This window comes from Rhodococcus sp. D-6 (assembly GCF_040256695.1).
In the GTDB taxonomy this organism is placed as follows: Bacteria; Actinomycetota; Actinomycetes; order Mycobacteriales; family Mycobacteriaceae; genus Rhodococcus; species Rhodococcus pyridinivorans.
Genome location: NZ_CP132970.1, coordinates 3,658,182 through 3,671,872, shown reverse-complemented (window position 1 = coordinate 3,671,872; position 13,691 = coordinate 3,658,182). Strand labels below are relative to the sequence as shown.

General features: G+C 65.3%; 14 protein-coding genes. 3 read left to right on the top strand and 11 right to left on the bottom strand.

Annotated elements, in window-relative coordinates; genetic code table 11:
• Positions 1–6: 6 nt before the first annotated feature.
• Together ilvD and RBB84_RS17085 are read right to left on the bottom strand one after the other, a co-directional pair.
• On the bottom strand, positions 7–1,704 hold the full coding sequence (ilvD, locus tag RBB84_RS17090; protein WP_064257040.1) for a dihydroxy-acid dehydratase: 1,698 nt from the start codon (positions 1,702–1,704) through the stop codon (positions 7–9).
• The gene (locus RBB84_RS17085) at positions 1,701–2,267 is read right to left on the bottom strand and encodes a TIGR03086 family metal-binding protein (RefSeq protein WP_024102154.1); all 567 of its coding nucleotides are present in this window, start codon (positions 2,265–2,267) and stop codon (positions 1,701–1,703) included. Before RBB84_RS17085 ends, ilvD begins: the two co-directional genes overlap by 4 nt.
• 114 nt (positions 2,268–2,381) lie before the next feature.
• Here RBB84_RS17085 and RBB84_RS17080 point away from each other — a divergent pair, with 114 nt between their 5' ends.
• From RBB84_RS17080 to RBB84_RS17070, 3 genes are all read left to right on the top strand, one after another.
• Entirely contained in the window at positions 2,382–3,386 is a 1,005-nt protein-coding gene (locus RBB84_RS17080) for an aldo/keto reductase (protein WP_064257047.1), read from the top strand.
• Positions 3,387–3,426: 40 nt separating this feature from the next.
• Complete coding sequence (locus RBB84_RS17075; protein ID WP_064257041.1) at positions 3,427–4,701, top strand: MFS transporter; 1,275 nt, start codon at positions 3,427–3,429, stop codon at positions 4,699–4,701.
• 172 nt (positions 4,702–4,873) lie between these two features.
• A complete protein-coding gene (locus tag RBB84_RS17070; RefSeq protein ID WP_024102151.1) occupies positions 4,874–5,566 on the top strand; it encodes a GTP pyrophosphokinase family protein in 693 nt (230 codons plus the stop codon).
• A gap of 521 nt (positions 5,567–6,087) precedes the next feature.
• On the opposite strand, the gene RBB84_RS17065 is transcribed toward RBB84_RS17070, so the two are convergent.
• From RBB84_RS17065 to RBB84_RS17025, 9 genes are all read right to left on the bottom strand, one after another.
• Complete coding sequence (locus RBB84_RS17065) at positions 6,088–7,332, bottom strand: IS256 family transposase (protein WP_350246327.1); 1,245 nt, start codon at positions 7,330–7,332, stop codon at positions 6,088–6,090.
• A gap of 70 nt (positions 7,333–7,402) precedes the next feature.
• Positions 7,403–8,008 (bottom strand): hypothetical protein, encoded by a 606-nt coding sequence (locus RBB84_RS17060; RefSeq protein ID WP_350246326.1) that lies wholly within the window; start codon positions 8,006–8,008, stop codon positions 7,403–7,405.
• Positions 8,001–8,549, bottom strand: coding sequence for an LpqN/LpqT family lipoprotein (locus RBB84_RS17055; RefSeq protein WP_064257812.1), 549 nt, complete (start codon positions 8,547–8,549; stop codon positions 8,001–8,003). Before RBB84_RS17055 ends, RBB84_RS17060 begins: the two co-directional genes overlap by 8 nt.
• The gene (locus RBB84_RS17050; RefSeq protein WP_231912166.1) at positions 8,546–9,490 is read right to left on the bottom strand and encodes a hypothetical protein; all 945 of its coding nucleotides are present in this window, start codon (positions 9,488–9,490) and stop codon (positions 8,546–8,548) included. Before RBB84_RS17050 ends, RBB84_RS17055 begins: the two co-directional genes overlap by 4 nt.
• Entirely contained in the window at positions 9,490–10,488 is a 999-nt protein-coding gene (locus RBB84_RS17045; protein WP_350246324.1) for a hypothetical protein, read from the bottom strand. The genes RBB84_RS17050 and RBB84_RS17045 overlap by 1 nt, the downstream gene beginning before the upstream one ends.
• A complete protein-coding gene (locus tag RBB84_RS17040; protein ID WP_350246309.1) occupies positions 10,485–10,784 on the bottom strand; it encodes a hypothetical protein in 300 nt (99 codons plus the stop codon). The genes RBB84_RS17045 and RBB84_RS17040 overlap by 4 nt, the downstream gene beginning before the upstream one ends.
• A gap of 550 nt (positions 10,785–11,334) precedes the next feature.
• The gene (locus RBB84_RS17035) at positions 11,335–12,270 is read right to left on the bottom strand and encodes a hypothetical protein (protein WP_350246323.1); all 936 of its coding nucleotides are present in this window, start codon (positions 12,268–12,270) and stop codon (positions 11,335–11,337) included.
• 41 nt (positions 12,271–12,311) lie between these two features.
• Positions 12,312–13,307 (bottom strand): hypothetical protein, encoded by a 996-nt coding sequence (locus RBB84_RS17030; protein ID WP_350246321.1) that lies wholly within the window; start codon positions 13,305–13,307, stop codon positions 12,312–12,314.
• The gene (locus RBB84_RS17025) at positions 13,304–13,579 is read right to left on the bottom strand and encodes a hypothetical protein (protein WP_350246319.1); all 276 of its coding nucleotides are present in this window, start codon (positions 13,577–13,579) and stop codon (positions 13,304–13,306) included. The genes RBB84_RS17030 and RBB84_RS17025 overlap by 4 nt, the downstream gene beginning before the upstream one ends.
• Positions 13,580–13,691: the final 112 nt, after the last annotated feature.

Genomic DNA, 13,691 nt, shown 5'->3' with positions numbered 1-13,691 from the left:
CGCCCCTCATCCGCACACCGCACCGTTCGATGCGGAACCGACCAGCTTCGTGTACTTCGCCAGTACACCCCGGGTGTAGCGCGGCGGCAGTGGCTCCCAGCCCTGTCGCCGCGTTTCCATTTCCTTCTCGTCGACCAGCACGTCGAGCAGGCCGTTCGAGACGTTGAGACGGATTCGGTCGCCGTCGCGGACGAAGGCGATGGGGCCGCCGTCGACGGCCTCCGGGGCGACGTGCCCGACGCACAACCCGGTGGTACCACCGGAGAATCGTCCGTCGGTGAGCAGCAGGACGTCCTTGCCGAGCCCGGCACCCTTGATCGCACCGGTGATCGCGAGCATCTCGCGCATGCCCGGGCCGCCCTTGGGACCCTCGTACCGGATGACCACCACGTCGCCTGCGGTGATGGTGCCGTCCTCGAGCGCGTCCATCGCGGCGCGTTCGCGTTCGAAGACCCGCGCCGTTCCCTCGAAGACCGACTCGTCGAAGCCTGCGGACTTCACCACCGCTCCGCCGGGAGCGAGACTGCCCCGCAGGATCGTGATGCCCCCCGTGGGGTGGATGGGGTCGCTCAGGGCGCGCAGCACCTTGCCGTCGGGGTCCGGGGGCGCGATGCCGGAGAGGTTCTCCGCGACGGTCTTCCCGGTGACGGTGAGGCAGTCGCCGTGTAGCAGACCTGCGTCGAGCAACGCCTTCATGATGACCGGGACACCGCCGATGTGGTCGACGTCCTTCATCACGTGCCGGCCGAACGGTTTGACGTCGGCGAGGTGCGGCACCCGCGCGCCCACGCGGACGAAGTCGTCGAGGCTCAGATCCACCTGCGCCTCGTGCGCGATCGCGAGCAGGTGGAGCACGGCGTTCGTGGATCCCCCGAAGGCCATGACCACCGCGATGGCGTTCTCGAACGCCTCCTTGGTGAGGATGTCGGAGGCCGTGATTCCGCGACGCAACAACTCGACCACCGCCTGCCCGCTGCGCCGGGCGAAACCGTCGCGGCGACGATCCGTGGCGGGCGGCGACGCGCTTCCCGGCAGCGACATGCCGAGCGCCTCGGCCGAGGCGGCCATCGTGTTCGCGGTGTACATGCCGCCGCACGCACCCTCGCCGGGGCAGATGGCACGCTCGATCGCGTCGAGGTCGGTCTCGGACATCAGGCCCCGCGCACACGCCCCGACCGCTTCGAAGGCGTCGATGATCGTCACGTCGCGTTCGGTGCCGTCGGACAGTTTCGCGATGCCCGGCAGGATCGACCCGGCGTACAGGAAGACGGCGGCGAGATCGAGGCGGGCGGCAGCCATGAGCATGCCGGGCAGGGACTTGTCGCATCCCGCGAGCAGCACCGAGCCGTCGAGTCGCTCGGCCTGCATCACCGTCTCGACGCTGTCGGCGATGACCTCACGGGAGACCAGGGAGAAGTGCATACCCTCATGCCCCATCGAGATCCCGTCGGACACGGAGATGGTGCCGAATTCGAGCGGATAACCGCCCGCGGCGTGCACGCCCTCCTTCACCGATCGCGCGAGGCGTTCGAGCGGGAGGTTGCAGGGGGTGATCTCGTTCCACGACGACGCCACACCGATCTGCGGCTTGCCCCAGTCCTCGTCTCCCATCCCCACCGCACGGAGCATGCCGCGCGAGGCGGCCTTCTCCATGCCGTCGGTGACGTCGCGGCTGCGGGGCTTGATATCGGCTCGGTCCGTCATGACGCCTTCCTGGGGTCGCGGCCGGTGAGGGCGATGAGCCGGTCCTGCGGGGACGCATCGTCGGGGACCGGGACGGGATCGGCGAACAGACCGCTCGAGGCGAGCATGTCCTTCTGCGGTTCGATGTCGGCGAGCACGGCGTCGACGAGGTCGGCGTCGAGCGTTTCGTCGGCACCGATGGCCCGGGCGAGATCCCAGGTGTGCACGGTGATGTCCGCGACCTGCTGTTTCATGTAGTCGAGGCACGGGACGGTGCCGTAGGACAGGTGGACCTCCTGGGACGGTGACGTCATCGCCCACGCGGCGGTCGCCTGCTCGGCGAAGCGTGCCCATTCGGCGGCAAGATCGTCCCCGATCGGTTCGAGTGCGGCCTTCGCGTCGTCGAGGGAACGGCCGGAGAGCAGCGGCTGGATCCAGCGCTGCTCGTCGACCATGTGCCACACCAGGTCGGTGACGTCCCACTCGGTGTCCGGGGTGGGTGCGTGCCAGTCGCGGATCTGCGCGACACGGTCGTCGAACTCGCGACGCGCGGTTCGTTGCAGGGAAAGCCAGTCGGTCACCATGGATCTCAGCCTAGGGCGCGGGCTGCTCGGATCACGGCGATTTCAACTCCTGCGATCATGCGCGGGATGCGGGACGATCGGGAGTCGCACCGTGTCGTCGTCGAGGAGAAGTACATGCCTGTCCCCACCGTCCAGCTCGCGCCCGGTCTCGTCGTCAGCGCCCAGGGTTACGGCGCGATGTCCGTCGCCCCCGCATACGGCGAGGTGAATCTCGACGAGGCACTCGCGACCCTGCACCACGCCGTGGATCTGGGCATCACCTTCATCGACACCGCCGACGTCTACGGCGACGGCACCAGCGAGAAGGTGGTCGGCACGCTGCTCGCCGACCGGCGGGACGAGGTCCAGCTGGCGACGAAGTTCGGTCTCGTCGGCGCGGTCGGCGGCACGGGCACCGCCAACCGTCGCATCAACGGCCGTCCCGAATACGCGAAGCAGGCCATCGACGAGTCGCTCGGGCGTCTCGGCGTCGACCACGTCGACCTGTACTACCTGCACCGCGTGGATCCTGACGTGCCGGTCGAGGATACGGTCGGTGCCCTCGCCGAACTCGTGCAGGCCGGCAAGGTGCAGCACATCGGACTGTCGGAGGCCACGGGCGACGAACTGCGCCGCGCGCACGCCGTCCACCCGATCGCGGTGATCCAGTCGGAGTGGAGCATCGTCTCGCGCGACGTCGAACGGCACGTGGTGCCCACCGCCGCCGAACTCGGCATCGGCTTCGTGCCGTACTCGCCGGTGAGCCGGGGGCTGCTCACCGACGCCTTCGATCCCGGACAGGTCGCCGAGAACGACCTGCGCAAGCGCTTCCCGCGCTTCGACGCCGACGCCCTGCCGACCAACCTCGCGGTCCGTGAAGAGGTGCGGGCGGTTGCGAAGGAGGCGGACGCGACCATCGCGCAGATCGCCCTGGCATGGCTGGACGCGAAGGGGCGCGAGTTCGGCTTGCCGTCGGTGTCGATCCCCGGCACCCGCTACGCGAATCGCGTCACCGAGAACGCCGGAGCGCTCGACGTGACGCTCACCGACGAGCAGGTTGCACGGCTGGATCGTCTCGCCGACAAGGTCGCCGGTCCGCGTGCGGCCGACCCGATGTGGGTGTCGCTCGGACGTGAGTAATCAGCACCGTTAACAGACCGACGCGTATCGTCCTTGTGACATGAGGGCATGGCTGGTCTGGGGTATCGGAGTCTTCGCCTACATCGTCGCCGTCCTCCACCGGACGGCGTTCGGTGTCTCCGGACTCGCCGCCACCGAACGCTTCGATATCTCACCGTCGGTGCTGTCCGGCTTCGTCGTCCTCCAGCTCATCGTCTACGCGGGGATGCAGATCCCGGCCGGTGTGCTCCTCGACAGGTTCGGTTCGCGGCGGATGATCGCGACCGGCGCCGTGATCCTCGCCGTCGGTCAGGCGATCCTCGCCGTCACCGAGTCGCTGCCGGTCGCGTATCTGGCCCGAGTGCTGGTCGGTGTCGGTGACGCCCTGACGTTCATCTCGGTGCTGCGGCTCGTGCCGGTGTGGTTCGCGCCGCGCCGCGTACCTGTCGTTTCGCAGCTGACGGGCATCTTTGGCCAGCTCGGCCAGGTGCTGTCGGCGGTGCCGTTCGTCCTGCTGCTCACCGGCACGGGATGGACGGCCGCCTACGGCAGTGCCGCGGCACTCGGCCTGCTCGCGTGCGTGCTGGTGTTCGCGGTCGTGCGCGACACCCCGCCCGGTGAGACGCGCGAAGCCACCGCGTCAGGGCTGCGGGAGGTGATCGGCGGGCTCGGCACGGTGTGGCGGCGCCCCGGCACCAAGCTCGGCTTCTTCACCCACATGGGCACGCAGTTCTCGGTGACGACCTTCGCGCTCATGTGGGGCGTGCCGTATCTGGTCTCCGCTCAGGGCCTGTCACCCGCGGCGGCCGGCTCGATGCTGACCGTCTCGGTGGTCACCGCCATCTCCGCCGGACCCATCCTCGGCGTGCTGTCGGGACGCTTCCCGACCAGACGCTCGTGGCTCGTGCTCATGATCATCCTCGCCAGCGCAGTGACGTGGTCGGCGGTGCTCGCCCTGCCCGGACCCGCACCGCTGTGGCTGCTCGTGGTGCTCGTCGTCGTCATCTCGGTGGGCGGGCCGGGATCGATGATCGGCTTCGACTACGCCCGCACCTTCAATCCCGGGACCGCGCTCGGCACGGCCAACGGCATCGTCAACATCGGTGGCTTCCTCGCGACACTGCTGGTCGTGCAGACGATGGGCATCGTGCTCGACCGGCTCGGCGGCTACACCTTCGACGCCTTCCGCGTCGCATGGTTCGCGCAGTACCCGATCTGGGTGATCGCGCTCATCGGGGTGCTCGAGACCCGAGGACGCGCCCGCCGCGAGGCCGGCATCGAAGCGCGTTCGCTGCGGGCGGTCGTGCTCGACCGACTCGGTCGGGGTAAGCGCTGAACTCGGTTGGGGCAAGCACTGGGCTTCGAGGCGTCCGGATGCCTCGATCGACGATCGGCGGGAGTCCTGTTCGAGTGGACCATCTCGCATCACTGCAGGTCAGGGCGGTCAGAACCGCCTGTCGTGGTCGGACTGGCAGACTCGATCCCGGAAGTGATCGAGGAGGAATCGAGTGAAGACGACGGTGGGCGAACCCGAACCGGGACTACCGACACCGGACGACGTGCAGGCACCGCTGGTCGCAGTGGAGCATCTCGCGCAAGATCTGCGACGCGCACTCATGGTGTACAAGTTCGGCATCGACGAGATGATGACGAAGATCAACATCCTGCGCGAGGAGTTCACCTACGCCCGCGAGTACAACCCGATCGAGCACGTGAAGTCGCGGTTGAAGAGTCCCGAGTCGATCCTCGCCAAGGCGGAACGGAAGGGTGCGCCCGCCTCGCTCGACGGCATCCGCGAGGCCGTCCGCGATATCGCAGGCATCCGCATCACGTGCAGCTTCACGTCGGACGTCTACCGGATCATCGACATGATCACGAGCCAGCTCGACGTGACGGTCGTCGAGATCGAGGACTACATCGCGCGCCCGAAGCCCAACGGGTACAGCAGCGTGCACGTGATCGTCCAGATCCCGGTGTACATGTCCGACCGGGTCGAGCGCGTCTACGTCGAACTGCAGATCCGCACGGTCGCCATGGACTTCTGGGCGAGCCTGGAACACAAGATCTACTACAAGCACGACCGCGAGGTACCGGACGAACTGCGCGAGGAGCTCCGCCTCGCCGCGGAAACTGCGCGCGATCTGGACCTGCGGATGGAAGCACTGCACCGCCGCGTCCACGGCCCGAACAACGGGAACTGACCGAGGTACGCAATGCGGGGTGAAGGCTCGCAACACGGTCGGTCACCAGCGGTGTTGCGAACCCGCCATCGGTGTTGCGTACCCATCACCATTCCCACTGTTGACGCGGAACCTTCCGCGCGATGCGTAAGCGTTCCCGCACCGGGAGAGGACGAAGGAGTTCTGGGGCCTCGGGTGTGGTGACGAGATGGCGATCTTCGGGACACCGATGGAGACGGTCGATGAGTCCGACCAGCGCGTTGGGTTCGCTGACGAGAACGTACGCCATCACGGTGAAGGCACCCGGCTGGTCGTGAGGCACGCGCGGACGTGTCACACGGAATCCCGGAACACGGAACCTCATGAGCGGATGGTGTATCTCCGCACCACGAGACGTCACTGTGTAGACGTCGGGCACGATCTGCTCGATGTCCTCCCACCGGACGAAAACATCCGACACTGCGCGACGGTAGAGCCAACTCGTGCGGGTCAAGTCCCGTGAGGTGGTGTACGACGTCGTCGCGTGATTCCTCGTCGGTGGATCAGGCGGTCAAGGCCGGTGTCACCTCCTCGGTCTCCTCGGCGACGCTGTCGGCGCGCTTGTCGGTGCGGGAACGGGCGAGTACGTCGAGGCCGAGGTAGCGGCGGCCTTCGATCCACTCGTCGTGCTGTTCGGCCAGCACCGCTCCGACAAGTCGGATCAGAGCGGTGCGGTCCGGGAAGATCCCCACCACGTCGGTCCGACGGCGGATCTCCTTGTTGAGCCGCTCCTGCGGATTGTTGGACCAGATCTGCCGCCAGATCTGCTTGGGGAACGCGGTGAACGCCAACAGGTCGACCCGGGCGGCGTCGAGGTGCTCGGCGACCTTCGGCAGCTTGGCTTCGAGGGCATCGATCACTCGATCATATTGGGCGTGAACGGAATCCGCGTCGGGCTGGTCGTAGACCGAATGCAGTAGCGTCTTCACCCAGGGCCACGACGACTTCGGTGTGACGGCCATGAGGTTGGTCGCGTAGTGGGTGCGGCACCTCTGCCAGGAGGCGCCGGGCAAGGTGGCGCCGATCGCCGCGACGAGGCCGGTGTGGGCATCGGAGGTCACCAGCCTCACCCCGGTCAGTCCGCGGGCCACCAGGCCCCGGAAGAAGGTCAGCCAGCCGGCGCCGTCCTCGCTGGAGGTGACGTCCAGCCCCAGGATCTCGCGGTAACCGTCGGCGTTGACCCCGACCGCGACCAGGGCGTGCACGTTCACCACCCGCCCGTTCTCGCGGACCTTGAGCACCAGGGCGTCGGCGGCGACGAACGTGTACGGGCCCGCATCGAGGGGTCGGTTCCGGAAGGCCTCGACCTGGGCGTCGAGATCTTTCGCCATCACGCTGACCTGGGACTTCGACAGCGAAGTGATCCCGAGGGTGTCGACGAGTTTTTCCATCCGGCGGGTCGAGACGCCGAGCAGGTAGCAGGTCGCAACAACCGAGGTCAGGGCACGTTCGGCCCGCTTGCGCCGCTCGAGCAGCCAGTCCGGGAAGTACGAACCCTGCCGCAGCTTGGGGATGGCCAAGTCGAGGGTGCCGACGCGGGTATCGAAGTCCCGATGCCGGTACCCGTTCCGGACGTTGACGCGTTCGTCGGAGCGTTGGCCGTAGTCGGCGCCGCACAGCGCGTCGGCCTCGGCGCCCATCAGGGCGTGGACGAACATCGTCAGCAGCTCGCGCAGCAGGTCGGGGCTGGCGCCGGTGAGTCGGTCTTCGACAAGCTGGCGCAGATCGATATCGTAGGCAGTGGTCATCGCGTGCTCTTTCGTCGAGTCGAGTTGGTAGCTCTCTCGAAGAATCACGCGGTGACCGTCTTTCGTTCGGTTACGACACGCCGGCCAGTTCGTTCAGGTCCGGTTCGTACACCATCTTCATGGACGCAACCCTCGTGCGACGCTGAATGCCTTCTGTATAGAGGTACAGACCTCCACGTGGCCGCAACAGGAACGGAAGGGCACCCGCGAGGACCACGGCCAAGGTCGTCCACATCCAGAAAGAACCGTCCGGAGGGTGAGGGTCGGAAAGTTCGTTCATCCCTCGTCGCTCGTCGGCTGAACGGATGCCGATCGCCACTATCACAGTGAAGAAGGACAGCCAGAAGGCCGCGTGCGCGTAAAGCAACCGTTGATAGGGAATTTCGATTCCACGTCCATGGGTGTCGTCGTGACAGTGCCGGATCCCGGGGTGCAATCCGATCCGTTGGAATCCTGCCATGTGGAACATGTGTGCTGCGGGCAGCATGACCACTGCGGCGATGAACAAGGAGTCGATCATCGAGGTCGAATGATCCTCACCGGCGCCCCAGGCCAGCACCGTGACGGTGAGCCAGGCCGGAATGGCACCGAGGGCAAACAAGAACGGCCGGAAGCGTTGTGGCCATACAGGATCGAATTGGCGCTGTACAGAAGAGTTTCCGGCATAGTCACTCATGTAGCCTTCCCTCCTGCCGCATGATCAGACTTTCGTGGATTGTGTGAATGTGAACGTCGAGCGACCCGAGACTGTAGGAGCGTGCAGTTGCCGTCAGTTGCGTCAGGTAGCGATCGTACTCGTGGTCGATCACGAGATATCGCGTCACGGCGGTGTACTCGACGTCGTCCACTCGATAGGAGCCTTGGATGATCATCGATCGGTGCCCGCGGAAATCGGATGTGTCGCGGAGCGTCTCCCTCCACGCGGGCAGTTCGCGAGCTTCACGCGCCGCGACCTCCAGCAGTTCGTCCGTCGGCCGCCATTTCGACAGTGCGCAGTGGAGGAGGACGGCGTTGGGCACCCAATCGTCCGCGACGTGCTCGGGAGCCACGAGAACCGTATGTGCATGCGGAAAGACATCGCGAGGGAGAACTATCCAACCCTCCGGCGCCTGGAGTTCCGGTTGCGGGTGCCGCGGATCGTCCGGGTCGCAGGGGCTCAGTCCGACTTCGTGTGTTGCGAGGTAGTCGGAGAGCGTCGCCTGAATCGAAGCGTTCACCGAGACGCTTCCTGGTGGCGTACCATCCGGAATCGTTCTCGCAACGGCGGTGGTCTGAGAAGTTCGGCCGCGTCTTCCCGAGCGAGGAGCGTGCGGTCGTTCGGGCGTTCGCTCATCTGTCGGATCAGGGTCAAGAGGGCGTTGGGTTCGGCGATGAGCCAGGTGCAGACGATGGCGAGGGTGTGTTCTTCGTCGTGGGGGATGCGCGCTTCAGGGGGAAACCGCCCGGTCGTGTGGACGTGGATCATCGGAGTCCGGACGTCGCCGTATCCGGAACGGGTCACGATATCCGTTCCGGCGATGCCCTCGATATCGTTCCAATGCACAAATTGCACGGTGGCATTGTTTCGTCGGAGCTTGCGAGAGCGTACGACTCTTTCGATTCCTTGCGGGTACAACCCCACTGTTGTCGGGAGCCGGAACCATACGAACACTGCCGACGCGATCAGGGCGACGACCCCACCCACGAGCATGAAGATTGCAGTGGCGTGAGGGTCGCGACCGTAAGGCAACTCGGATTTGTCGGTGATGTAGATGGTCGGCGCCGCTACGGCCAGGCATCCGAGGCCGACCACGACGAGCAGGACCATGAAAATGGTTAGAGGCGTAAGTCCTCCAGGAACAACGATGCCCGTGCCATATTCCGGATGCCTGTAACTTCTGATGCGTGGCGAATACAGGACATGTCGAATCCCGCCGAGTCTGACACACATCACGCCCATGAGCAGCATTGCTGCTCCGTACAACAGCGAACCGATCGTGGATACCAACTCCTCGTGGAGGATATTCGCAGAACTGTCAACCAGACTCCACGTAGCGAAGACCAGAACACATACCCCCGTTATGCACCATCCGATTCGAAGACGTTGCGGCCAACAGGGCGCGTCGGAGGAACTATCGGCGCGAACGTGATTCCGGTCTTCCGGCGTGCCTTCGGTCATCACCACAACTCCTGGATCCTCTTGGATGTGTACCACGTGGCAAAGCCCCCGAGCACAAGCCCGACAGCGAAGCCGGCGGCGGTGCCGACCCCTGGAACGACCGAGCCGGTCGCAGCGCCGATAGCCGCGGTAGTTCCCTTCGACGCCAGGAATGCACCGACCATGCCGACAACGGTTCCGGCGCTCTCGGACACCACCGCCTCGGTGGGATCCATGCCTCCCTTGATGTCGTTGACGATCGCAGGAACGGTGCCTACTGCAGCGGCAGCCGGGTTCATTCCACGTGCGATGTTGCGTGCGACATCGTCGCCCGAGGCCACTGCCGCGTCGGTCAGGAGTTCCTTGGTAGCTCCGGACATTGCGCCGATGGACGACGCTGCGATGGTCGATGGCCAGTCAGGCCACCAGGAGAACTCGCCGTTCTCGTTCTGCACGACCTTCCCCGGCGCCGCGGCATCCCGGGTTGCTTCGAGTACCGCAACGGCGGCGGTGATGCGATCGGCTGTTTCGGTTGCGGCTCGCGACGCTTGTTCGAGAGCGCCGGTGACGGTGTGGGTCAGTTCGGTTGCTTCGTGTTCGAGGCGGACGCGGGCCTCTGCGACGGCTTCGCTCGGCAGCGTCGCCGAGAGGATGTGGATCTGGTCGGAGGGGTTGACGGTGCCGTCGTCGTGCACGGTGAACCCGGACTGTTCGGCGCCGCCCACGACCGACAGGAGGTGCAGGCGGGTGCCTTCGACGAGCCACGCGCCGGTGCGGTACGCCTCCGCGATCTGCAGGAGGGCTTCGGCGATGGAGCTGCCCAGCGAGCGTTCGCGGACCACTCGCGCGGCGGCGGCACGCGCGGCGTCGCCGGACCATCGCTCGGCGAGCACATCCTGCTCGGTGAGCAGACCTTTCATGCGGTCGTCGAGTGTGTCGACGAGCACGTCGAGGTGGTCGGCGGTGATTCGCAGCGCGTCGGGATTCCAGGACCGGACCGCAGCGACTCCCGGTCTCATCCGTGCTGATCCATCGCCGAGAGTGCAGCCACGAAGTCCGTCTCTGTGACGACGTAGTCGTTCGCGGCGCCGTCGGTGATGTCGACGATCTCGCGCAGGCGACTGCACACGTTGCCGAGTGCTTGATCGGTGGCGGTGAAGGCTCGTGCGCAGACGGCCGCGAATTCTGTTCCGGGAAGTGCTGATTGCGACACGGCATACGGTTCGCCGACGTCCCAGTCGTTCATCGCGTCGGCGGTGTCCGCCACGAAGGCTGCGAATGTGCGCAGCGCTTCAGGATCTACGTGCAATGTCACCACTGCCCCCCGACAGAATCCCCCGATACGTCCGGGTGGGGACGATAGCAGACGGCGCCCTCACGGAGCCGGAGCGGACCGTCGGACGACTTCGAGCGGGGCATCGGTCGTACGCGAGGTACGCAACACGTAGTGAAGGTTCGCAACACCGGCAGTTGCTGGCCGTGTTGCGAACCCGGAACTGTTGTTGCGTACCTCCCGGCTGTCCGGATGCGCAGACGCCCCCGCCGTTCCGAGAAGGAACGGCAGGGGCGTCCGAGTGAGGCCTACTTGTAGTCGTCTGAATCGAAGCGTTCATCGAGACGCCTCCTGGTGGCGTGCCATCCGGAATCGTTCTCGCAAAGTCGGTCCCAGAAGGTCGGTTGTGTCCGGCTGTCACTACAACTTCCTGAATCATTTTGAATGTGTACGGCGTGGCGGCGCTGTCTCTGGGGTGACGAACCGGTCGTCACTTGCTGCGGCAGGGGATCGAGGTACGCAACATGCAGTGAGGGTTCACAACGACGTCAGTTACTGGCCGCGTTGCGAACCCGATGTTGCTTTTGCGTACCTACCGGTTGTTCCCGTGCTGACGCGACGGCTTGCGTGCTGCGCGGAATCGTTCCCGCAGCGGCGGAGGGCGCAAAAGGTCGACTGCACCGGATCCCGTGAGGAGTCCACGATCGCACGGATTCTCTACCAGACGTTTCATGAGTGTGAACAGAGTGTTGGGCTCCACAGCGAGTTGATGAACCATCACCGCAAACCTGTTGACTCCGTCGTGACGGGTCCGGAGGTCTTCTGCCGTCGGTGAAACGGTGAAAAGGTCGACTACCGGATACTGTGCGGACCCCAAGCGGACGCCGAGATCTCCGACCTCGATACGCTCGATCTCGTTCCAGGGAATGAAGTGATCGATCACCTGCGCATGAGTCAGAACTCGTCTACAGACCCGCCTCCGGATACCCCCGCGATATATGTCGAGTCGCGTGTCCGATCGGACGGCCAGAAGAAACACCGCCGTCGCAAAGCAGACGAATACCAGAACAATCAAGAAGGGAAGCCCCTCGCTCTCGGTTCGACCATGTGGGAGAAGGCTTTCGCCGGACCGATGTGAAACCGCGATCGCTGCAGCGAGACTGTAGGTTCCGAGCGCGAGTGCGGTACCGACGACAGTCGAGATTCCCCAACGACGTGTCGGTATCCGGATTCCAGCACCGTGCTCGGGATGATGGTGATGAACCACCAGCCGGGACAAGGCGAGATGACGGATTCCCGCTTCGTGGAAGCAGATCGGACTCGATAGGGCGAGTCCGAGCGTGATTCCTGCGAAACCGACGGCGGCTAGGACATCATCCTGTGTCCACTGTTGCAGCGTGAGTGCAGCGAAGACAGGCACCAGCGCAATCATGAGTACTGAGATCAACATTGCCACAACATGAAAGTGCTGTGGCCACGGCCAATGGATGGCACACGCATTTTCAGGTGGCTTGTCTGGCTTCATCATGCGTGACCTGAAGAGCGCTGAGCGCCAATTGAATAGATTGCTCAACGCCATAGTCCTTGTAATCCTCTCGAGACACCCAGCCCAATCGTGGCACCGAGCACGGTCCCGGCAACAAGACCTACGCCGGTTCCCACGCCCGGTGCGATCAATGACCCTGCCACTCCTCCGACAAGTTTGCCCAAACCGGAGCCGATCCTGTATCCAAATGCAGCGCCAATACTCTCGGTAACGACTGCTTCGGCCGGGTCCATTCCGGTCTCGATGTCGTTCGAGATCGCGGGGATCACTCCTAATGCTGCTCCCACGGGCCCAATTCGAGACGCAATACGGCCGGCAACGTCGTCCCCGGACGCTGTCGCAGCACTCTTCAGTCCCTCCTTCGTCGAGTCTGCGGTCAACCCGATAGTGGCTCCCGCTATAGAGGCCGGCCAATCCGGAGGCCAGAACGAGAACTCACCGTTCTCGTTCTGCACGACCTTCCCCGGCGCCGCGGCATCCCGGGCTTCTTCGAGTACCGCAACGGCGGCGGTGATGCGATCGGCTGTTTCGTTTGCGGCTCGCGACGCTTGTTCGAGAGCGCCGGTGACGGCGTGGGTCAGTTCCGTTGCTTCGTGTTCGAGGCGAACGCGGGCCTCTGCGACGGCTTCGCTCGGCAGTATCGCCGAGAGGATGTGGATCTGGTCGGAGGGGTCGACGGTGCCGTCGTCGTGCACGGTGAACCCGGACTGTTCGGCGCCGCCCACGACCGACAGGAGGTGCAGGCGGGTGCCTTCGACGAGCCACGCGCCGGTGCGGTACGCCTCCGCGATCTGCAGGAGGGCTTCGGCGATGGAGCTGCCCAGCGAGCGTTCGCGGACCACTCGCGCGGCGGCGGCACGCGCGGCGTCGCCGGACCATCGCTCGGCGAGCACATCCTGCTCGGTGAGCAGACCTTTCATGCGGTCGTCGAGTGTGTCGACGAGCACGTCGAGGTGGTCGGCGGTGGTTCGCAGCGCGTCGGGATTCCAGGACCGGACCGCAGCGACTCCCGGTCTCATCCGTGCTGATCCATCGCCGAGAGTGCAGCCACGAAGTCCGTCTCTGCGACGACGTAGTCGTTCGCGGCGCCGTCGGTGATGTCGACGATCTCGCGCAGGCGACTGCACACGTTGCCGAGTGCTTGATCGTTGGCGGTGAAGGCTCGTGCGCAGACGGCCGCGAATCCCGTTCCGGGAAGTGCTGATTGCGACACGGCATACGGTTCGCCGACGTCCCAGTCGTCGATCGCGTCGGCGGTGTCCGCCACGAAGGTTGCGAATGTGCGCAGCACTTCAGGATCTACGTGCAATGTCACCACTGCCCCCCGACAGAATCCCCCGATACGTCCGGGTGGGGACGATAGCAGAAGGCGCCCTCACGGAGCCGGAGCGGACCGTCGGGCG

Bases quoted from the DNA above. Each gene is read 5' to 3' on its own strand.
- ilvD (WP_064257040.1), bottom strand. From the start codon at position 1,704: ATGACGGACCGAGCCGATATCAAGCCCCGCAGCCGCGACGTCACCGAC.
- RBB84_RS17085 (WP_024102154.1), bottom strand. From the start codon at position 2,267: ATGGTGACCGACTGGCTTTCCCTGCAACGAACCGCGCGTCGCGAGTTC.
- RBB84_RS17080 (WP_064257047.1), top strand. From the start codon at position 2,382: ATGCCTGTCCCCACCGTCCAGCTCGCGCCCGGTCTCGTCGTCAGCGCC.
- RBB84_RS17075 (WP_064257041.1), top strand. From the start codon at position 3,427: ATGAGGGCATGGCTGGTCTGGGGTATCGGAGTCTTCGCCTACATCGTC.
- RBB84_RS17065 (WP_350246327.1), bottom strand. From the start codon at position 7,332: ATGACCACTGCCTACGATATCGATCTGCGCCAGCTTGTCGAAGACCGA.
- RBB84_RS17060 (WP_350246326.1), bottom strand. From the start codon at position 8,008: ATGAGTGACTATGCCGGAAACTCTTCTGTACAGCGCCAATTCGATCCT.
- RBB84_RS17050 (WP_231912166.1), bottom strand. From the start codon at position 9,490: ATGACCGAAGGCACGCCGGAAGACCGGAATCACGTTCGCGCCGATAGT.
- RBB84_RS17045 (WP_350246324.1), bottom strand. From the start codon at position 10,488: ATGAGACCGGGAGTCGCTGCGGTCCGGTCCTGGAATCCCGACGCGCTG.
- RBB84_RS17035 (WP_350246323.1), bottom strand. From the start codon at position 12,270: ATGATGAAGCCAGACAAGCCACCTGAAAATGCGTGTGCCATCCATTGG.
- RBB84_RS17030 (WP_350246321.1), bottom strand. From the start codon at position 13,307: ATGAGACCGGGAGTCGCTGCGGTCCGGTCCTGGAATCCCGACGCGCTG.